Source organism: Streptomyces chilikensis, assembly GCF_001642695.1.
GTDB lineage: Bacteria > Actinomycetota > Actinomycetes > Streptomycetales > Streptomycetaceae > Streptomyces > Streptomyces chilikensis.
The window spans coordinates 3,424,460-3,443,425 of the sequence record NZ_LWCC02000005.1; the positions used below are offsets into that span (position 1 = coordinate 3,424,460).

18 protein-coding genes, 1 other RNA gene and 1 pseudogene are annotated in these 18,966 nt (G+C 75.7%); 12 read left to right on the forward strand and 8 right to left on the reverse strand.

The features are described from left to right. Positions 1-13 precede the first annotated feature (13 nt). A complete protein-coding gene (locus A2U95_RS15270) occupies positions 14-1,225 on the reverse strand; it encodes a hypothetical protein (RefSeq protein WP_420856998.1) in 1,212 nt (403 codons plus the stop codon). 503 nt (positions 1,226-1,728) lie between these two features. Between A2U95_RS15270 and A2U95_RS15275 the strand changes: the two genes are divergently transcribed. Genes A2U95_RS15275 through A2U95_RS15285 form a run of 3 tightly spaced genes read left to right on the forward strand, consistent with a single transcriptional unit; the run spans position 1,729 to position 4,553 of the window. Beyond that, positions 1,729-2,568, forward strand: coding sequence for a Nif3-like dinuclear metal center hexameric protein (locus A2U95_RS15275; RefSeq protein WP_166022865.1), 840 nt, complete (start codon positions 1,729-1,731; stop codon positions 2,566-2,568). Positions 2,569-2,592: 24 nt separating this feature from the next. Next, positions 2,593-3,336 carry a CT398-like coiled coil hairpin domain-containing protein gene (locus A2U95_RS15280; protein WP_166025248.1) on the forward strand — a complete coding sequence of 248 codons (744 nt, stop codon included), beginning with the start codon at positions 2,593-2,595 and terminating at the stop codon, positions 3,334-3,336. Positions 3,337-3,371: 35 nt separating this feature from the next. Beyond that, a complete protein-coding gene (locus tag A2U95_RS15285) occupies positions 3,372-4,553 on the forward strand; it encodes a bifunctional RNase H/acid phosphatase (RefSeq protein ID WP_166022867.1) in 1,182 nt (393 codons plus the stop codon). Between the two features lie 16 nt (positions 4,554-4,569). Here the strand turns inward: A2U95_RS15285 and A2U95_RS15290 are convergent, their stop codons facing one another. Beyond that, complete coding sequence (locus A2U95_RS15290) at positions 4,570-4,929, reverse strand: 5-carboxymethyl-2-hydroxymuconate Delta-isomerase (protein ID WP_166022869.1); 360 nt, start codon at positions 4,927-4,929, stop codon at positions 4,570-4,572. Positions 4,930-5,003: 74 nt separating this feature from the next. Further along, entirely contained in the window at positions 5,004-5,804 is an 801-nt protein-coding gene (yaaA, locus tag A2U95_RS15295) for a peroxide stress protein YaaA (RefSeq protein ID WP_166022871.1), read from the reverse strand. Positions 5,805-5,988: 184 nt separating this feature from the next. Between yaaA and A2U95_RS15300 the strand changes: the two are divergent. Both A2U95_RS15300 and rnpB read left to right on the forward strand, forming a co-directional pair. Next, a pseudogene (locus A2U95_RS15300) lies at positions 5,989-6,555 on the forward strand (Uma2 family endonuclease); the annotation flags it as partial. A gap of 70 nt (positions 6,556-6,625) precedes the next feature. After that, positions 6,626-7,033, forward strand: an RNA gene (rnpB, locus tag A2U95_RS15305) — RNase P RNA component class A. 173 nt (positions 7,034-7,206) lie between these two features. Here the strand turns inward: rnpB and A2U95_RS15310 are convergent. Beyond that, a complete protein-coding gene (locus tag A2U95_RS15310; protein WP_166022873.1) occupies positions 7,207-7,995 on the reverse strand; it encodes a DeoR/GlpR family DNA-binding transcription regulator in 789 nt (262 codons plus the stop codon). A gap of 72 nt (positions 7,996-8,067) precedes the next feature. On the opposite strand from A2U95_RS15310, the gene A2U95_RS15315 reads away from it, so the two are divergent. Continuing rightward, positions 8,068-9,303 carry an MFS transporter gene (locus tag A2U95_RS15315; protein ID WP_166022876.1) on the forward strand — a complete coding sequence of 412 codons (1,236 nt, stop codon included), beginning with the start codon at positions 8,068-8,070 and terminating at the stop codon, positions 9,301-9,303. 106 nt (positions 9,304-9,409) lie between these two features. On the opposite strand, the gene A2U95_RS15320 is transcribed toward A2U95_RS15315, so the two are convergent. The 4 genes from A2U95_RS15320 to A2U95_RS15335 form a co-directional block, all read right to left on the reverse strand. Continuing rightward, positions 9,410-10,228, reverse strand: coding sequence for an SAM-dependent methyltransferase (locus A2U95_RS15320; protein ID WP_166022877.1), 819 nt, complete (start codon positions 10,226-10,228; stop codon positions 9,410-9,412). 221 nt (positions 10,229-10,449) lie between these two features. After that, a complete protein-coding gene (locus tag A2U95_RS15325) occupies positions 10,450-10,998 on the reverse strand; it encodes a DUF1062 domain-containing protein (RefSeq protein WP_166022879.1) in 549 nt (182 codons plus the stop codon). A gap of 379 nt (positions 10,999-11,377) precedes the next feature. Further along, the gene (locus A2U95_RS15330) at positions 11,378-11,752 is read right to left on the reverse strand and encodes a VOC family protein (RefSeq protein ID WP_166022881.1); all 375 of its coding nucleotides are present in this window, start codon (positions 11,750-11,752) and stop codon (positions 11,378-11,380) included. Between the two features lie 214 nt (positions 11,753-11,966). Then, on the reverse strand, positions 11,967-12,773 hold the full coding sequence (locus tag A2U95_RS15335) for a class I SAM-dependent methyltransferase (protein ID WP_166025251.1): 807 nt from the start codon (positions 12,771-12,773) through the stop codon (positions 11,967-11,969). A gap of 201 nt (positions 12,774-12,974) precedes the next feature. Here A2U95_RS15335 and A2U95_RS33770 point away from each other — a divergent pair, with 201 nt between their 5' ends. The 6 genes from A2U95_RS33770 (at position 12,975) to A2U95_RS15360 (ending at position 18,815) form a co-directional block, all read left to right on the forward strand. After that, a complete protein-coding gene (locus A2U95_RS33770) occupies positions 12,975-13,049 on the forward strand; it encodes a putative leader peptide (protein ID WP_359277048.1) in 75 nt (24 codons plus the stop codon). Positions 13,050-13,284: 235 nt separating this feature from the next. Then, positions 13,285-14,433: an ABC transporter substrate-binding protein gene (locus A2U95_RS15340; protein ID WP_166022883.1), complete on the forward strand. Its 1,149-nt coding sequence runs from the start codon at positions 13,285-13,287 to the stop codon at positions 14,431-14,433. After that, on the forward strand, positions 14,430-15,299 hold the full coding sequence (locus tag A2U95_RS15345; protein WP_166022885.1) for an ABC transporter permease: 870 nt from the start codon (positions 14,430-14,432) through the stop codon (positions 15,297-15,299). Before A2U95_RS15340 ends, A2U95_RS15345 begins: the two co-directional genes overlap by 4 nt. Continuing rightward, entirely contained in the window at positions 15,275-16,171 is an 897-nt protein-coding gene (locus tag A2U95_RS15350) for an ABC transporter ATP-binding protein (RefSeq protein WP_166022887.1), read from the forward strand. The genes A2U95_RS15345 and A2U95_RS15350 overlap by 25 nt, the downstream gene beginning before the upstream one ends. Next, positions 16,168-17,565: an LLM class flavin-dependent oxidoreductase gene (locus A2U95_RS15355; protein ID WP_166022889.1), complete on the forward strand. Its 1,398-nt coding sequence runs from the start codon at positions 16,168-16,170 to the stop codon at positions 17,563-17,565. The genes A2U95_RS15350 and A2U95_RS15355 overlap by 4 nt, the downstream gene beginning before the upstream one ends. Further along, the gene (locus A2U95_RS15360; RefSeq protein WP_166022891.1) at positions 17,562-18,815 is read left to right on the forward strand and encodes a vanadium-dependent haloperoxidase; all 1,254 of its coding nucleotides are present in this window, start codon (positions 17,562-17,564) and stop codon (positions 18,813-18,815) included. The genes A2U95_RS15355 and A2U95_RS15360 overlap by 4 nt, the downstream gene beginning before the upstream one ends. The last annotated feature ends 151 nt before the right edge of the window (positions 18,816-18,966 follow it).

The window sequence follows — 18,966 nt, forward strand, 5'->3', positions numbered from 1 at the left end:
GGGCCGGGACGGGTCAGCCCGCCGCGCCCACCGCGAGCGGGGAGTCCCGGAGGGGGACCGGGCGGACCGGGGAGGGGCCGGCCGGGGCGGGTTCCCCGGCCGGCGGCCCCTCCACCACCGCCAGCCCGCACGGGTCCTCCCGCGTCGCGTACGGCAGCCGCAGCACGCCCGCCCTGCTCCACAGCCCCGCCCCCGTCAGCCACCCCGCCGGCGCGGCCACGTGCCACACCCGGCGGCCGGAGGGCCGCCACAGCCCGATCCAGCTGCCGCCGACGCCGTCCACCCGCAGCGCCACCGCGCACGCCTCCGGCGTCAGCACCTGCCCCGGCTGGATCGCGAACGGCGTCATCACGCACTCCGCGGGCCGCAGGCCCTCCGGGAAGCGCACCGGCAGCGACGACCCCAGCACGCCCCAGCCGAGCCGGTGCAGGCCCGGGGACGGCGCGTCCGAGCGGATCAGCAGCAGTCCGCTGTCCGGGTCGGCCATCACCAGCCGGTCGTCGCTCTCCGCCGAGATCTGCAGCAGCAAGGACACCTCGCAGCCGCGCTCCAGGTCCACCACCACGGTCTTGGTGCGGCCGTCCGCCTCACGGTCCAGGGCGAGCATCCGGCCCTCGTGGTCCAGCCAGACGCCGCCGGAGCAGCGGCCCCGGATCTCCCCGAGGTGCTCCGGGCCGCACGGGCCGCCCGCCACCAGCCACACCGCCGTGGACCCCCCGGGGCTCACCGCCACCGCGAACGCGCGCCGGCCGCCGGGCGCGGGCGGCAGGAGCCGCAGCGTCTCGCCGTCCGGGCACTCCACCGAGCCGGCGATCAGCTCACCGGTGCCGGGGCCGGTGGGGTAGAGCAGGGAGAACACGTGCCGCGTGCCCGCCGTGCGGTGGATCAGCACCCGGCCGTCGCCCATCGGCTGGACCTCGGCGTCCGGCTCCTCGGGCTGGTTCCCGGGCAGCGGCACCACGTACGGCTCGGGCCCCCCGAGGGCCCACCGCTCGGGCAGCCAGGACTCGCCGTCCGCGGCGAGGGTCAGCCGGGCCGCGTACGTGCCGTCCCGGGTGAGGACGCAGTCCGGCGCGGGCGACGGCACGTACGCGGCGGCGGGCCGCGGCGGGACCGCCTCGCGGACCCACCGGGCGGCGGCGCGCGGAGACGTTTCCCCGGTGAAGGGCGCGGGGGCGGCGGGGCGGGGGGCCGCCTCCGCGCTCCTCAGCGCCACGGGACGCATCCCGCGCACGGGACCCGCGGCCCCCGCCCGGGTGCCCGCGCGCCCGGCGGCCCCGGCGCGTCCTCCGGGGGCGGAACCGCTCGCACCCCCTGCGCGCCCCCGGGCGCAGGGACCGCGCCCGGACTCGCCGCTCCCGGTGCGGCGGGGGCCACCGCCAGTACGTAGGGCGGCGGCGCGGCCGGGACCGGAGCCCCGGCCGTCCCGCTTTCCGGCACCCCCCGGGCGCCCGCGTCCGTACTGGTCACGTCGGTTCTCGTCACGTCGTCGTCCGCCGAGGCCCTCGGTTCGGCCTCGGCGGAAAGCCCGGGTGAGGCACAGGCTGTCATCCTCGGGTCACCTCCAGTGACGAAACCTAGGTTCGTACGCGCGGCCGGATGAGCCCCCTGCCCCCGCTTCACCCGTACGTGTGGCCGTCCCGTCGTTCCCCCGCCCCGCCGCACGCCCGTGTGCTGCTCCGCCGCCGGTGGGGCCGGGCCCGCCGGCGGCCAGGTAGCCTTGCCCCCGTGCCCCGTCTGTCTGAAGTCATCGCCGCCCTGGAGAACCTCTGGCCCGCCGAGCGCGCCGAGTCCTGGGACGCCGTCGGCACCGTCGTGGGCGACCCGGACCAGGAGGTCGACCGCGTGCTCTTCGCGGTCGACCCGGTCCAGGCGATCGTCGACGAGGCCGTGGAGCTCGGCGCCGGACTGCTGGTCACCCACCACCCGCTCTACCTGCGCGGGACGACCACCGTCGCGGCGTCCACCTCCAAGGGCCGGGTGGTGCACGACCTGATCAAGCACGACATCGCCCTGCACGTGGCGCACACCAACGCCGACAAGGCCGACCCCGGGGTCTCCGACGCCCTGGCCGGCGCCCTCGGCCTGCGCGTGCTGCGCCCCCTGGTGCCGGACCGCGACGACCCGTCCGGCCGCCGCGGCCTGGGCCGCGTCTGCGAGCTCGAATCCCCCGTCACCCTGCGCGAGTTCGCCGACCGCGCGGCCGCCGCCCTGCCCGCCACCGCCCAGGGCGTCCGGGTGGCCGGCGACCCCGGGGCGCGGATCCGCACCGTCGCCGTCAGCGGCGGCTCCGGCGACAGCCTCTTCGACGACGTCCGCGCCGCCGGCGTCGACGCCTTCCTCACCGCGGACCTGCGCCACCACCCGGTGAGCGAGGCCCGCGCCCACAGCCCCCTCGCGCTGCTCGACGCGGCGCACTGGGCGACCGAATGGCCCTGGTGCCAGTTGGCCGCCGCCCAGCTCGACGAGATCTCCGAGCGTCACGGCTGGGACCTCAGGGTCCACGTGTCCGCGACGGTCACCGATCCCTGGACCGCCCACGCGGCGTCCGCCCACCCCGCCCGCTGACCTCACCCCTCCTGGAGCCCCCAACTGAACGCCGCGCCCGCCGACCAGATCCGCCTCCTCGACGTCCAGGCCCTGGACACCCGCCTCCAGCAGCTCGCGCACAAGCGCCGTTCGCTGCCCGAGCACGCCGAGATCGAGTCGCTGACCAAGGACCTCACCCAGCTGCGCGACCTGCTGGTGGCCGCGCAGACCGAGGAGAGCGACTGCGCCCGCGAGCAGACCAAGGCCGAGCAGGACGTCGACCAGGTCCGCAAGCGCGCCGCCCGCGACCAGCAGCGCCTCGACTCGGGGGCCGTCTCCTCCCCGAAGGACCTGGAGAACCTCCAGCGCGAGATCACCTCGCTGGCCAAGCGCCAGGGCGACCTGGAGGACGTCGTCCTCGAGGTGATGGAGCGCCGCGAGTCCGCCCAGGCCCGTGTCGCCGAGCTCGAGGAGCGCGTCGCCGCCGTCCAGGCGAAGCTCGACGACGCCACGGCCCGCCGCGACGCCGCCTTCGGTGAACTCGACGGCGAGAGCGGCTCCGTCACCAAGGAGCGCCAGGTCGTCGCCGCCTCGGTGCCGGCCGACCTGCTCAAGCTGTACGAGAAGCTGCGCGAGCAGCAGGGCGGGGTCGGCGCCGCGCGCCTCTACCAGCGCCGCTGCGAGGGCTGCCAGCTGGAGCTCAACATCACCGAGGTCAACGAGGTCCGCGCCGCGGCCCCGGACGCGGTGGTGCGCTGCGAGAACTGCCGCCGCATCCTGGTCCGCACCTCCGAGTCGGGCCTGTAGTCCACCACCTGTCGGGCAAGCGAGGGGCGTAGCTCGTGCGGGAGTTCGTGATCGAGGCCGACGGCGGGTCCCGGGGCAACCCCGGACCCGCCGGTTACGGCGCGGTGGTGGCCGACGCGGCGACCGGCGAGGTGCTCGCCGAGACCGCGGAGTACCTGGGCGTCACCACCAACAACGTGGCCGAGTACAGCGGTCTGATCGCCGGGCTGCGCGCCGTGCGGGAGCTGGCCGCCGCGGAACTGGCGGCGGGCGACGAGGTGTCGGTCCGGGTCCGGATGGACTCCAAGCTGGTCGTCGAGCAGATGTCCGGCCGCTGGAAGATCAAGCACCCGGGCCTCGCCCCGCTCGCCGAGCGGGCGCGCGGGCTGCTGCCGCCGGAGCGGGTCACCTACGAGTGGATCCCGCGCAAGGAGAACAAGCACGCCGACCGGCTCGCCAACGAGGCGATGGACGCCGGCGCGCGCGGCGAGGCGTGGATGCCGTCCGGCCGTCCGGCCCCGACCGAGAAGCACCTCTCCGACCTGCGCGCGGCCGCCAACGTCGCGGCCGGTCCCGCCGACGCCGCGCGCCCGGGCTGGTCGGCCCCCGACCTCGGGGCGCCGGCCACCTTCGTGCTGCTCCGCCACGGCGAGACGCCGCTGACGCCGCAGAAGCGTTTCTCCGGCAGTGGCGGCACCGACCCGTCCCTCTCCGGGACCGGTCTGGAGCAGGCGCGCCGCGCCGCCGGGCTCCTCGCCGCCCGGGGCACCGTGCAGGCGATCGTCAGCTCCCCGCTGGCCCGCACCCGTGAGACGGCCGCCGTGGTCGCGGACCGCCTCGGCCTCGACGTCACCGTCGACGAAGGCCTGCGCGAGACCGACTTCGGCGCCTGGGAGGGCCTGACCTTCGCCGAGGTCATGGACCGCCACCCCGACGACCTCAACGCCTGGCTGACCTCCCCCGACGCCCGCCCCACGGGCGGCGGCGAGAGCTTCGCCGCCACCGCCGCCCGCGTCGAGGAGGCCCGCGACCGCCTGATCGCCGCCCACGCGGGCCGCACGGTCCTCCTCGTCACCCACGTGACGCCCATCAAGACCCTGGTCCGCCTGGCCCTGGGGGCCCCGCCGGAGTCCCTGTTCCGCATGGAGCTCTCGGCCGCCTCGATCTCCGCCGTCGCCCACTACGCCGACGGCAACGCCAGCCTCCGCCTCTTCAACGACACCTCCCACCTGCGGTAGGCGGGCGCGGGGCGGCCTACGCCCCGGCGTGCTTGGCGTACGCGTCACCGAGGTCGCGCACCTCCACGCTCGCGTGCAGCGTCACACCGGGCGCGGGCGCCACGTGCTTGCGCAGCAGCGCGAGCACGGCCTGACCCAGCTCCGCCTTGACGGCCCCGGCACGGCCCGGCCTGAGCGCGATCTCGGCGTGTATCACCGCGTGCCCGGCGGCCCCGTCGGCCACGAACGTCTCGTCGACGCGCCGGAAGCGGGTCTTGCAGTCGCCGACGGAGGCCTTGGCGATCTCCGCGACGAGCGGGTGCAGCGCCCGTGCGAAGCCGGGGCGGTCGAAGGCCCCGGTCAGCGAATCGGAGTGGTCGACGGTGATGTGCGGCATCGGATGCCCCCCTGTCGGGTCGGAACTCTCCTGGCCCCGGCATCCTCCCGCATCCCGCGGCGGTGGCGGCGGCGCTAGTGGATCTCGCGCACCACCACGTCCAGCGCCCACGGCCGGCCCGCCCTCGCCGGAGGTTCCGCCTCCACCGTGTGCCCCAGGTCCCGCAGCGCCTCCACCAGCTCCGCCGGGTCCTCGGGGTCCGCGCCCCCGTTCAGCAGGGCGCGCACGATCCGCCCCTTGGTCGCCTTGTTGAAGTGGCTCACCACGGAACGCCTCTCCACGCCGTCCACCAGCTGCGCGTGCAGCACCCGCACCGTGGCGGTCCGCCCCGCGACCTCGCCCTTCGGCTTCCACGCCGCCGCGTACGCGGACGACCGCAGGTCCAGCACCAGGCCGTCCCCGGCCGCCTCGGGCATCGACTCGGCCATCGGCGCCCGCCAGTGGGCGGCCAGCGCGCCCGCGCCGGGCAGCTTCACACCCATCGAGCACCGGTACGACGGAATCGCGTCGGCCACCCCGACCGCGCCCCACAGCCCGGAGAACACCAGCAACTGCCGCGCGGCCCGCGCCCGGGCGGCCTCGTCCAGGGTGCCGAGCCCCAGCGCGTCGTACAGCACGCCCGTGTAGACCTCCCCGGCCGGCCGCGCCCCCGCCGTCAGCAGCCCGGCGTTCTTGGCGACCTCCCCGCGCAGCCCTTCGCTCAGCCCGAGCACCTCGCGGGCCTTCTCCTCGTCACCGGAGCACAGCTCCACCAGCTCCTCCAGCACCGCACGCCGGGCCGCGCCCAGCGCCGGCAGCGACAACGCCTCCAGCCGCACCGGGTCACCGTCACCGGACGGCGCCTTGCCTTCGGAAGGGGGCAGCAGGACGAGCACGGGGGAACTCCTTCGGGGATCGCGGAACCAGGCCAGCCTACGACGCGCGTCCCGCGCCGCGTTCCGCGGTGCGGGACCACCGCCGTGTGCCACGCTCGAGGTGAAGGACCTCGATCTCCTGGACGGTGATCAACGCATGTCCGAGTCTGGTGGGCGACCGGACGGAGGGCGTGACATGACCGCCATGGCACACGAGCCGCTCACGCACGGTGACGTCGTGCTCGAAGGCTTCCTCGCCCTGGGCACCCCGGAGGGATTCCGGGCGGAGCTCATCGAGGGGGAGATCGCCGTGACGCCACCGCCCGACGGGGAGCACGAGGACTACATCAACCTGATCGTCGGGCAGGTCTACAGGCGGTCCGTGACCGAGATGGACTTCCCGGGCGACAAAGGGCTGAAGCTGACCGGGGGCGGGGCCCGCCCCAGAAATCATGCGATCCCGGACGCGACCTTCGCCCCGGCCCCTCTCCGCCTCTTTCGTGGAGCCGATCCCTGGACGCCGTGCGACGGCGTCGCCATGGTCGTCGAGGTGACCTCCTCCCGGGCGGCGGTGGACCGGGAGTCCAAGCGACGCTGTCACGCCCGCGGAGGCATCCCCGTCCACCTGCTGGTGGACCGCGACCCCTCCTCGCTGACCCTCTTCAGCGATCCCGGGGGCGACGACTACCTGCAGGCCCGCAAGGGACCCTTCGGCAACCCCATGCCGCTGCCGGAGCCGTTCTCCTCCGGCCTGGACACGGCCGCGTTCCTCCGACCGGTGTTCCCGTGCCCGCACGGTCGGAGGGGCCCGCCCCGCCCGGTAGCATGGTCCCCACGGCAGACGAGCCGGGCGGGCGGCCGCGTGAGTGCCTCAGGGCGCTCCCGAGGAACGTCCGGGCTCCACAGGGCAGGGTGGTGGCTAACGGCCACCCGGGGTGACCCGCGGGACAGTGCCACAGAAAGCAGACCGCCGGGGACCTCGGTCCTCGGTAAGGGTGAAACGGTGGTGTAAGAGACCACCAGTGCCCAGGGTGACCTGGGCAGCTAGGTAAACCCCACCCGGAGCAAGGTCAAGAGGGGCTCCTCCGCGAGGAGGGCGCCCTGCGCGGACGTTCGAGGGCTGCCCGCCCGATGTCCGCGGGTGGACCGCTGGAGGCCGGTGGCAACACCGGTCGTAGATGGATGGCCGTCGCCCCGGGGTCCGCGAGGACCTGGGGGAACAGAACCCGGCGTACAGCCCGACTCGTCTGCCCCTCAGGTCGCTGACCCGGGAGGACCCCGTCGACCTCGGCCGGCCTTCCGGCGCCGGGGAGCGCCTGGGGAGCATCCGCGCGGACCGCCGGTCCAGGAGCCGGGCTCCTGCTCGTCCCGCGCGGACCCGGCCGGGTCCGGCGTGGTGCGCGCAGGCCGCCCCGCCGTGCGGCTACGGCCGCGTCCCCACCGTCCGGACGGTGACGCCCGCCGCGGAGAGGGCCGCCAGTTCGTCCGCGGGGGCCGACGCGTCGGTGACCACCGCGTGCAGCGCGGCGGCCGGGGCGACGAAGGCCAGGGCGGTGCGGCCGAGCTTGGCGCCCTCGGTGGCGGCGATGACGCGGCGGGCGGAGGCGATCGCGGTCCGCTTGACGTCGGCGTCGTCCAGGTCGTACGCCGTCAGCCCCTGTGCCGCGCCGAGGCCGCAGCAGCCGACGACCGCCGTGTCGAACCGCAGGGCCTCGAGGGAGGCCCGGGTCAGCGGGCCGGTCAGGGCGCCCTCGCCGGGGCGCGGGCGGCCTCCGGGGACCAGCAGCGCCGTGACCGTGCCGGCCGCGTGGCCGGACGGCTCCGCGAGCGCGTTCACCGCGTGCAGGGACAGCGGCATCACCGTCACCCGCCTGCCCCGCAGCGCGCGGGCGACCTCCAGGCAGGTCGTACCGCTGTCGACGACGACCGACTCGCCGTCGGCGATCAGCGCCGCCACCTCGGCGGCGATCCGCCGCTTCGCCTCCAGCCCCTCCTGCGCCCGCAGGGCGAACGGGGGCTCGTCGCCGCGCAGCAGCAGGCTCCTCGCCCCGCCGCGGTACCGCTCCAGGACGCCCTGTTCGGCGAGGACCTCCAGGTCGCGCCGGACCGTCATCTCCGACGCGCCGGTCAGCGCGGCCAGGTCGGCGACCCCGAGACTGCCCGCCCGCCGCACCGCGTCGGTGATCCGCCGCAGTCTCTCCGTGTTCCCCATGCGCGTATTGAACATCCATGATGTGCGAAAGGCAATCTTTCAAACATCAATCATGTGGGATACGTTCACCGCATGGATCGGAAGCTACGGGCCGCGCGGCTGGCCACCTTCGCCTACTTCACCCTCAACGGCGTCCTGCTGGGGATGTGGATCACGCAGATCCCCGACGTGGAACGCCGTGCCGGCATCAGCCACGCCGTACTGGGCGGGCTGCTCCTGCTGCTGGCGGCGGGGGCCTTCGTGGGGATGCGCGTGGTCGGTCCGCTCGCCGACCGGTTCGGGTCCCGCGTGGTGGTGCCCGCCGGCGCCGCGCTGTGCAGCGCCGCCCTGGTGCTTCCGGGCCTGGCCGCCGGCACCTGGACGCTCGGCGCGGCCTTGTTCGTGTTCGGCGTGGGCAACGGCTGCCTGGACGTCAGCATGAACACCCACGCCGTGCAGGTGGAGCACGCGCTGCGGCGACCGGTCATGTCGGCCTTCCACGCCACCTTCTCGCTCGGCGGCGTGCTGGCCGCACTGGCCGGCGCCCGCGCGCTCGGCGCCGGCTGGAGCCCCGCCCAGACCCTCGGCACCGCCGCGGTCGTCGGCCTGGTCGTCACCGGCCTGGCCGCTCCCGCGCTGCTCCCGCCGGAACCGCGTCCGGCCGTGGAGGGCGGGGACCGGTCCGGTTCCGGCGGCCGCGGACGGGCGGCGACCCCCGCGCGGATCTGGGCCATGGCCGTGCTCGCGTTCGCGATGATGCTGGCCGAGGGGGTCGCCAACGACTGGAGCGTCCTGCACCTGAGCAGCGTCCTGGGCGCCTCCGCCCCCACCGCGGCCCTCGCCTACGGCGCCTTCGCCACCACCATGACCATCGGCCGGTTCCTCACCGACCGGGTCGCCGCGCGCGTCGGGGACGTCGCCGTCCTCCGTTACGGCGGGGGCGTGGCGGCGCTCGGTCTGCTGGTGGCCGCGCTGTCGCCCTGGACCGGCCTGGCGCTGGCCGGCTGGGCGGTCTTCGGGGCCGGCCTGTCGGGCTGCGTCCCGCAGCTCTTCAGCGCGGCGGGCCACGCCGACCACAGCTCCGCCGGGGCCAACGTGTCGCGGGTCGCGGGCCTCGGCTACCTGGGCATGCTCGCCGGCCCGGCCGTCATCGGCTGGCTCACCCACTTCGTGCCGCTCAACCTGGCGCTGCTGCTCCCCGTCGCCTGCTGCGTGGCCGCGGCCTCCGCGGCCGGGATCCTGAAGCGGGGACAGGCGGCCGGGCAGGAGCCGGAGGCTCCCGACGCGGCCGCGCGGCCCGAGGGGCCGAAGGCCGGGCGCCGGAGCTGAAGCGGAACGGTTCCGTCCCCGGCGGGTCCGGTCCGTCCCCGGCGGGTCCGGTCCGTCCCCGGCGGGTCCGGTCCGCCGCCGGCCCCCGCGCACGGCCCGCGGCGCGTCAGCCCTTGCGGGCCACCGCCACGTAGCTGCCGCTGACGATGCCCTCCTGGCCGGGGACGGGCTCGCCGAGCTCGGGGTGCCAGTCCTCGGCGAGCACGATGCCCGGCTCGAGGACGTCCAGGCCCTCGAAGAAGCGCGCGAACCGTTCCCGGCGGCGCATCTCCATGGTCACGCCGCCGGCCCGGTAGAGGTCCATGACCTTCCGGGACGCCTCCTCGGGGTGGAAGTCCGGAGTGAGGTGCGAGATCACCAGGTAGCTCCCCGGGGCCACCGCGTCGACCAGCCGCTCCACCAGCTCGTAGGCCCCGTCCTCGTCGGCGAGGAAGTGCAGCAGGGCGATCAGGGAGACGGCGACCGGGCGGCCGAGGTCCAGCACCTCGGCGGCCTTCTCCAGGATCACCTCGGTGTCGCGGGCGTCGGCCTGCACGTAGGCGAGGGCGCCTTCCCTGGTGCCGCGGAGCAGTGCCTTGGCGTGGGCCAGCACGATCGGGTCGTTGTCGCAGTACACCACCCGGGTCTCCGGGGCGATCCCCTGCGCCACCTGGTGCAGGTTGGGCTCGGTGGGTATGCCGGTGCCCACGTCGAGGAACTGCCGGACGCCCTCACCGGTCAGCCGGCGCACGGCGCGGTGCATGAAGGCCCGGTTCATCCTGGCCATGACCGGGATCTGCGGCCCGAAGGCGGTCAGCTGCCGTCCCAGCTCCTCGTCGACCGGGTAGTTGTCCTTGCCGCCGAGGAACCAGTCGTACATCCGGGCGGGATGCGGCCTGCTGGTGTCGATGACCGGCGCTGCGTCGTCGTGGGTGGGACCGGGCATGGCGGGCTCCAGGGGTTGCCGACGGGTGATCAACTGTCGTGCAGATTAGCGCCAGTTGCGGACGGGCCCCGACCCGCCCGGCGGTCGCCCGGGGGCGCCCCGCGCCGCCCGTGCGGCCGGACCGGCCGGAGAGCCCGTCGGGGAGGACGCCGGAGTCGCCGTCGGGGCCGGCGCGGCCCGGGGGCCGGTCCGGCGGTCGCGCCGGACGGACCCCCGGGGCTTCAGCGCTTGAGCGTGAAGGCGAAGTCGCCGGAGAGCCTGCCGTTCAGCCGGACCGACGGGACGAGGTTCCCCTCGGTGACCAGCCGTTCCACCTCGGCCCGCGACAGGCCGCAGCCCTCGGCGATCAGCCGGACCGGCCGGACGGGTATCCGGGCCGCGAAGCGGACCGAGACGTCGATCGCCCCGCGGCCCCGGTGCTCCGTTCCGCCGGTGTCGAGGCGCCAGGCGCCGTCCCAGTCGAGGGCGATGCGATTGCGGCGCCGCAGGACCGGATCCCGCAGGAGTTCGGCGGCCAGGACGGGATCGTTGTCGTGCAGCCGGTCCAGCAGCCCGGGCCTCACGGAGCGCACGCGCGCCCGCTCCAGGACCGTGAGCTTCGCGGTCTCCCCGCACGTGGCGCAGAGCACGAGGAGCCAGGCGTCGATGAGCTTGTGGTGCGCGTTGACGCGGAACTTGCCGTTCGCCCGGAAGCGCCCGGACGCGCAAGTGCGGCAACGGCGGAGGACGGAGGGAAGGCAGGTGGGCGTGACCACCCAGTTCTCGAGCACAGCAGTACACCGGTTCCAGTGAGAAATCCGCAGCAAGAAGGGGCGCGGCGCACAGGTGCGGTGCTACGCGCGACGATTCGGCGCTCAGGAGGTCTCACACGGCGTACAACGGAACGTCCTTGCCTCGGCGACTCGGTGCGGCAGCACGGTAGCGGCGCACGGCGGCGTCGCTCCACCGCTTTTCACGCGCCCCGACGCACCCGACGCACCCAGGAAGGGCGCGTCGGGGCGTCGGCCGGGGGGCGCGGCCGGGACGCGCGGACGCCCGCCGCTCCGGTGGGCGGCGGGCGTCGTCAGCGGTGGGCCGCTGTCAGGGGCGGGCGGGATTCCGGCCCGGTCCGGCCGGGGCGCGGCGAGCGGGACGGGGCCCGGTGGCGGCTCAGTGCAGGCAGAGGCAGAAGGGGTGGCCCGCCGGGTCCGCGTAGACCCGCCAGTTGGCGCCCGGGCGGATCCGGTCCGTCCGCTCCAGCACGGTCGCGCCGAGGGCGAGCGCCCGTTCCTCCTCGCCGTCGAGGTCGTCCACGTCGAAGTCCAGGTGGAGCTGCTGCGGGCGCTCCTGGCCGGGCCATTCGGGCGGCCGGTAGCCGTCCACCCGCTGGCAGGCCAGCGGGGTCCCCTCGAACCCGTGCACCTCGACCCAGTCGGCGTCCTCGGCGCCGGCGACCACCCGGCCGCCGAGCAGAGCCGCGTAGAACTCGGCCAGCCGTACCGGATCGGCGCAGTCCAGCGCGACGGCCTGCAGCTTTCGGATCACTTCCGGCACCCCTCGCACTCCGGCCGCTTCCGCGACGCCCGTATCGTACGGGAGGGGTCGTACCCGCCGTCCCGGCGGGCATGCGCCCACCACCCGGTGCACGCCCACCACCCGGTGCACGCCCAGCACCCGGTGCACGCCCCCACCCCCGCGCTCCCGCCACCGGGCCACGGGCCGGTCCGGCGGCGGGAGCGCGGGGACGGTGACGTCCGGGTCAGGCCGAACCGGAGGCCAGCAGGGCGACGTGGGGGAGGGCGGCCAGCCCGTCGTCGCCGAGGAGGGGCTGGACCAGGGCGTCGAACTCCTTGCGGACCGCGTCGATCACGTCCTGCGGCTGGGCGGCCACCAGGGCGCCGACCGGGCCGACGCCGCCGGCCGTGCCCGCCCACCAGCGCTCGGGGTCGACGCGGTGCTCGAAGCGCACCGTCTCGCAGACCACGCCGGTGAACCCGGCGCCGGACAGGAGCGCGGCGACGCCCTCCTCCGTGAGCGGGAAGTCCTCCTCCGGGGCGATCGGCGGAAGCGCCGGCGGCAGGCCGAGACCGGCCGCGGCGACGGCCTGGCGGGCCAGGCTCTGGCCGGCGCCCCGCTCGTCGCCCCACAGGCTGACGGCGACCCGCCCGCAGTCCCCGGTGACCCGGCGCAGCTCGGCCGCGGCGGCCCGCGGCCGGCCCACGTGGTTCAGCACGAAGTTGGCCAGCACGGCGTCGAAGGTGCCGTCCACGAACGGCAGTTCGGGCAGGGCGGCGACCCGGACGTCGGCCTCCGGAACGGCCTCGGCGGTCCACAGGGTCATGTCCGGCTCTGCGTCGACGGCGCTCACGATCGCCCTGGCGCGGCAGGCCGCCGCGGCCACCGCCCCCGTCCCCGTGCCGACGTCCAGCACCCGGGCGCCGGGGCCGACCCCCGCGGCGTCGAGCAGGGCGGGGACGGTGTGGGCGCACAGGCCGGCGAAGCTGCGCGCGTACGCGGCGGCGCGGCCGTCCCAGATGCGCCGCTCGGCTTCGTCGAATGGAGTCATGTTCATCGGGGCATGGTACGAACCTCCGTGGCGCGAACGGGTTCTGACGGGATGTCGGAAAGGTGAACCCGGAGGTGCCGGGCTGACGCGCGCCCCCGCGCGCGCCGCTTGTTGCCGGAAGACGAAGGCGGCGTGGCGGTCGCGCTACGGCACGGCGGGAAGCCTTGAACGGTTCCCCGGGCCGTCCCTAGGGTCGTCGGCATGCGGAACTCCCTGCGGTTCACCAAGAGGCGCGCCGTCGACCTGATGCGCGTCGCCACCGCCGTCTGTCGCTGAGCCCGAGCTCGTCGCGCGGCCCCGTCGGTCCGGACGCCGGACCGGGCCGGTGTCCTCTCCCGGCCGGGCCCCGCCGCCTTCCCCGCCCCGCTCCTCCCCGCTCCGCGGACCCCGTGCTCATATGCCACGCGCTCATGTGTCGTGCCGCCGTGTGCTCCAGGCCCATGTGACGCCGTCATGGCGTGTGCCGTGCGCGCCCGTGTGCTGCCGCCGCTTCTTCCAAAGGCTGTCCTCGATGAAGATCCGTTTCCGTCCCCGCACGCCCCGTCCCCGCACTCCCCGCCCCCACCTGGCCGGTCTCCCCGTGCCCGGTGCTCCGTCCGGGCGCCGCCGCCCGCCCGCGCTGCTCGCGGCGGCCCTGGCGCTGCCGTTCCTGCTCGCCTCCTGCGCCCTCGACGCGCAGACCACCGCGGGCGGCGAGGACCTGGCGAGCCGGAAGATCCCCGCCGAGGTGTCCCCGGACACCGAGCTGACCGTCGGGTACCCCTCGCTCAAGGTGGCGCTGGAGCTCTCCGGCCAGATCGACGAGCTGCCGTTCAAGGTCGAATGGGCCAACATCAGCGGCGGCCCGCAGTGCTCGGAGGCGTTCCGGGCGGGCGCGCTCGACGTCTGCTCCGCCGCGGAGATCCCGTCCATCAACGCGCACTGGACCGGGCTGGACACCAAACTGGTGGCCGCCGCGTTCCGCGAGGACCCCTACGCCAACCCGATCTACGAGCTGGGGACAGCCCCCGGGGCCGGCATCCGGTCCCTGGAGGACCTGCGCGGCAAGAAGATCGCCTACAGCCCGGGACAGGCGCAGGGCGCGCTGGTCCTGCGCATCCTCGACAAGGCCGGCCTCACCCAGGAGGACGTCGAGCTGGTGGAGCTGGCCAGCACCGGCGACGTCTACCCGACCGCGCTCGGCAACCGCCAGGTGGACGCCGCGCCCATCGCGGACGTGAACATCAAGCGCTACCTGAAGAACTACGGCGGACAGGGGGCCACCACCCTCAAGCACGGTCTGCGCGACGACCCCTCGCACCTGTGGGCGCTCACCGAGTCGGTGACCGACCCGGAGAAGGCCGCCGCCGTCCGGGAGCTGGTGAAGTTCTGGGCGCGGGCGCAGATCTGGATCGACCGGCACCCCGAGGAGTGGGTCGAGGGCTGGTACGTCAAGGACCAGGGCCTCAGCCGGGAGGACGGCGAGTACCTGGTGGAGCGGGCGGGCACCCCCGTGATCCCGGCCGACTGGTCCGGCGCGATCGAACGCCAGCAGAAGACCGTCGACCTGCTCGCCGAGGAGCAGGACCGCGAACGGTTCGACGTGAGGATCCTCTTCGACCGGCGCTTCGAGAAGGTCGGGGCCCAGGCGGTCGCCGCCGGGGACGGGGGCGCGTCATGAGCGTCGACGCACCCGTGCGGCGGACGGTCCCGTCCGCGTCCCGGGCAGGAGGCGGGAACGCAGCGAAGGCCCGGCCGCGGCGGGCGGCGGGCCGGCGGCTGGGGCCGGGCCGTCCGGTGCCCTACGGCTGGGTGCTGGGCCCGGCGCTGCTGTTCGCGCTGTGGGCGGCGGGCGCCGCCGCGGGGCTGATCGACCCCCGGGCGCTGCCCGCGCCGTGGACGGTGGCCGCGACGGCCGGCGACCTGATCGCCGAGGGCCGCCTCCAGGACCACCTGCTGACCTCCGCACGGCGGGCGGTGCTCGGGCTGCTGTCCGGGGTCGCGGGCGGGCTGCTGTTCGCCCTGGTGTCGGGCCTGAGCCGGGTCGGCGAGGCGCTGGTGGACGGCCCGGTGCAGATCAAGCGGGCCATCCCCTCCCTGGCGCTGATCCCGCTGCTGATCCTCTGGTTCGGCATCGGCGAGACCATGAAGGTGGTCACCATCGCCCTCGGCGTCTTCGTGCCGGTCTACATCCACACCCACAACGGCCTGCGCGCCATCGACAACCGCTACGTCGAACTCGCCGAGACGGTGCGGCTCGGCCGCGCCGCCTTCGTCCGCCAGGTCGTGCTCCCCGGCGCCCTGCCGGGCTTCCTGCTCGGCATGCGCTTCGCGGTGACGTCGGCGTGGCTCGCGCTGGCCGTCGTGGAACAGGTCAACGCCACCAGCGGCATCGGCTACATGATGGAACTCGCCCGGACGTACGGACAGACCGACGTGATCCTCGTCGGCCTGGTCGTGTACGGCCTCCTCGGGCTGGTCTCCGACGGCCTGGTGCGGCTCGTCGAGAGGAGGGCGCTGTCATGGCGTCGCACCCTGGCCGGCTGAGCCCGGCCGCAGTCCGGATCGACGGACTGGTCCGCTCGTTCGCCGGGCGCCGCGTCCTGGACGGACTCGAACTGACCGTGCGGGACGGAGAGTTCGTCGCCCTGCTGGGCCGCAGCGGCTCCGGCAAGAGCACCCTGCTGCGGGCCCTGGCCCGGCTCGACCACGACGTGGACGGCGAGGGCGGGCTGACCGCCCCCGAGGACGTCTCGGTGGTCTTCCAGGACGCCCGCCTGCTGCCCTGGAAGCGGCTGCTGGACAACGTCGTCCTCGGACTGCGCGCCCCGGACGCCGAGGAGCGCGGCCGGGCGGCCCTCGCCGAGGTCGGCCTCGCCGGGCGGGAGCGGGCCTGGCCCGTGGAACTGTCCGGCGGCGAGCAGCAGCGGGTCTCGCTGGCCCGCTCCCTGGTGCGCGAACCCCGGCTGCTGCTGGCGGACGAGCCGTTCGGGGCGCTGGACGCGCTGACCCGGATCCGGATGCACGCCCTGCTGCGCACCCTGTGCGCCCGGCACCGGCCGGCCGTCCTGCTGGTCACGCACGACGTCGACGAGGCGATCGCGCTCGCCGACCGGGTGGTGGTGCTGGACCGGGGCCGGATCGCCGCCGACCTGCCGGTCCGGCTGCCCGCCCCGCGCCGCGCCGGCGGCCCGGGCCACGCGCGGCTGCGCGACCGCCTCCTCGCCCACCTGGGCGTGGACCTCGACGAACCCGGCATCGAGGCGGACGCCGACGCCGACGCCGACGCCGACACCGGCGTCGGCGCCGATGACACCGGCGCCGGACCCGGCCGCGAGTCCGGCCGGGAGTCCGGTCACGGCTCCGGCGCCGCGAGCACCCCCGCGCACGACCGAGCGGCCGAGGAGATCCCCGCATGAGCGCCCAGCGGCGGCAGCTGCACCTCAACCTGTTCGTCTACCCGGGCGGCCACCACGAGGCCGCCTGGCGGTACCACGGATCGGACCCCGGCCGGGTCCTCGACATCGCCTTCTACCAGGACCTGGCCCGCCGCGCGGAACAGGCCGCGTTCGACGCGGTGTTCCTCGCGGACGGCCCGTCGCTGCCGGACAACGTGCGCTACGCCAGCCGGTTCCGGCTGGAGCCGCTCACCTGGCTCTCGGCGATCGCGGCGGCCACCGAGCGGATCGGGCTGATCGCCACCGCCTCCACCACCTACAGCGAGCCCTACAACCTGGCCCGGCTGTTCGCCTCGCTGGACCACCTCAGCCGGGGGCGGGCCGGCTGGAACATCGTCACCACCGGAGCACCCGACGCGGCCGCCAACTTCGGCCTGGACGAACACCCGGTGCACGCCGAACGCTACGACCGCGCACGGGAGTTCGTGGACGTCGTCGGCAAGCTGTGGGACAGCTGGGAGGACGGGGCGCTGGTCGCCGACCCCGGGACCGGCGTGTTCGCCGACACCGGCCGGGTGCACCCCGTCAACCACCACGGCCGCCACCTGAGGGTGCGCGGACCGCTCAACACCCCCCGCACCCCGCAGGGGCGCCCGGTGTACGTGCAGGCCGGATCCTCCGAGGACGGCCGGGCGTTCGCCGCCCGGTACGCGGAGGCCGTCTTCACCGCCCACCAGACCCTGGAGAGCGCCCAGGAGTTCTACGCCGACGTCAGGTCCCGGGCCGCCGCCCTGGGCCGGGACCCGGACGGGCTGCTGGTGCTGCCCGGCATCAGCCCGTTCATCGGCTCCACCGAGGCCGAGGCGCGGGCGCTGCAGGAGGAGTTCGACGAACTGACCCAGCCCGGCTACTCGCTCGACCTGCTGCGCAGGCTGCTCGGCCTGGAGCTGGGCGAGGAGGAGCTCGACCGGCCGGTGCCGCGCCACCTGATCGAGACCGGCGGCGAGCGGGGCCTCGGCAGCCGCTTCCAGCTGGTGCTCGACATCGTCGACCGGGAACGGCCCACCGTCCGGCAGCTGCTGCACCGCCTCGCCGGGGCGCGCGGCCACCACGTCGTCGCCGGTACGCCGGAACAGATCGCCGACATCCTCCAGCGGTGGTTCGAGCAGGGGGCGGCCGACGGCTTCAACGTGATGCCGCCCTGGCTCCCCGGCGGCTTCGACGTGTTCGCCGAGGAGGTCGTGCCGCTGCTGCGGCGGCGCGGCCTGTTCCGCGAGGCCTACCAGGGCCGCACCCTGCGCGACCACTACGGCCTGGCCCGCCCGGAGAGCGTCTACGCCACCACCCCGGCCGCCGTTCCCGTCCCCGCCCCCACCACCGCCCCCGCACGGCAGAAGGAGCACGTCCCGTCATGAGCACGAGCACCCGCAGATCCCGGACCGTCCTGGCGGCCCTCGCCGCGGCCGTCCTGACCGGCGGCCTCGCCGCCCCGCAGGCCGCGGCGGACGGCGCCCGCGCCGCCGACACCACCGCCGTCGAGTGGTTCGACGTCACCGCCCGCACCGTGGCCGCCGCGCCGGCGCCCACCCAGGTCACCAACAGCCGGACCTGGGCGATCGGCTGGCTGGCCGCCGCCCGCGCCACCCGCGACGTGCCGGGCGGCCTGGACCACGGGCAGTACCGGCGGGCCGCGCTCGCCTCGGCCGTGCACCGGGCGCTGACCGAGCTGGTGCCCGGCCAGGCCGAGCAGGTCGACGCGGCGTACGCGCGGACGCTCGCCGGGATACCCGACGGCCGGGCCGAGGACCGCGGCGTGGCGGCCGGCGAGCGACAGGCGTCGCTGCTGCTGGCCGAACGGACCGGGGACGGGCTGGACCCCGCCTCCGTCAACGCGCCGTACCCGGTGCCGGCCGCGGGACCCGGCGTGTGGCAGCCGACGCCGCCCGCGCACGCCCCGGCCACCCAGTACGGCAACCGGGTGGCCGAGCCGTTCGCGCTGCGCTCGCAGAGCCAGTTCCGGCTGCCGCCCCCGCCCGCCCCGGACTCCGCGCGGTACGCCGCCGACCTGGCCGAGGTGCGCGCGTACGGCGCGGCGGACAGCACGGTGCGCGACGCGGAGCAGACCGCGGTCGCGCAGTTCTGGTACGGCTCCTCGTTCACCCTCTACACCGAGCCGCTGCGGGTGGCGCTCACCCGCTCCTCCCAGGGCCTGGCGGGGCAGACGCGGCTGGTGGCCCTCTTCCACGTGGCGTCGGTGGACACCCAGATCGCCACGTCGGACAGCAAGTACGCCCACACCCGCTGGCGCCCCGTGACGGCGATCCGCACCGGCGCGATCGAACCCGACGCGACGTGGACGCCGCTGCACACCACGCCCCCGCACCCGGACTACCCGAGCGGGCACGGCACCTACTCCGGTTCGGCGGAAGGGGTGCTGACCGCGCTGGGCGGGGCGCGGACCGCCCCGTTCGAGCTGACCAGCCCCACCGCGCCGGGCGTGACCCGCACGTACACGGCCTGGCGGCAGCTGTCGGAGGAGAACGTGGACGCCCGGGTCTGGTCCGGCATCCACACCCGGACCGCCGACGAGGCGGGGATCGCCCTGGGCAGGGCGGTGGCGCGCCACGTGCTGGAGCGGCAGGGGGAGCTGCTGGCGGCACGGTGACGCGCACGGCGGCGGGCACGGTGACGGGTGCCCGGCACGCGTTTCCCCGCGCCGTCCGGCGGCGCGGGGAAACGGTGTGCCGCGGAGCGGGCGCCGGCGCCCGCCGACGGCGGTCCGGGCGGCGTCCGGCGTGCGTGGGCGGCGGCGCGCC

Bases quoted from the DNA above. Each gene is read 5' to 3' on its own strand.
- A2U95_RS15350 (WP_166022887.1), top strand. From the start codon at position 15,275: ATGGCGTCGCACCCTGGCCGGCTGAGCCCGGCCGCAGTCCGGATCGAC.
- A2U95_RS15360 (WP_166022891.1), top strand. From the start codon at position 17,562: ATGAGCACGAGCACCCGCAGATCCCGGACCGTCCTGGCGGCCCTCGCC.
- A2U95_RS15315 (WP_166022876.1), top strand. From the start codon at position 8,068: ATGGATCGGAAGCTACGGGCCGCGCGGCTGGCCACCTTCGCCTACTTC.
- A2U95_RS15335 (WP_166025251.1), bottom strand. From the start codon at position 12,773: ATGACTCCATTCGACGAAGCCGAGCGGCGCATCTGGGACGGCCGCGCC.
- A2U95_RS15345 (WP_166022885.1), top strand. From the start codon at position 14,430: ATGAGCGTCGACGCACCCGTGCGGCGGACGGTCCCGTCCGCGTCCCGG.
- A2U95_RS15270 (WP_420856998.1), bottom strand. From the start codon at position 1,225: ATGCGTCCCGTGGCGCTGAGGAGCGCGGAGGCGGCCCCCCGCCCCGCC.
- A2U95_RS15310 (WP_166022873.1), bottom strand. From the start codon at position 7,995: ATGGGGAACACGGAGAGACTGCGGCGGATCACCGACGCGGTGCGGCGG.
- A2U95_RS15355 (WP_166022889.1), top strand. From the start codon at position 16,168: ATGAGCGCCCAGCGGCGGCAGCTGCACCTCAACCTGTTCGTCTACCCG.
- A2U95_RS15340 (WP_166022883.1), top strand. From the start codon at position 13,285: ATGAAGATCCGTTTCCGTCCCCGCACGCCCCGTCCCCGCACTCCCCGC.
- A2U95_RS15290 (WP_166022869.1), bottom strand. From the start codon at position 4,929: ATGCCGCACATCACCGTCGACCACTCCGATTCGCTGACCGGGGCCTTC.
- A2U95_RS15320 (WP_166022877.1), bottom strand. From the start codon at position 10,228: ATGCCCGGTCCCACCCACGACGACGCAGCGCCGGTCATCGACACCAGC.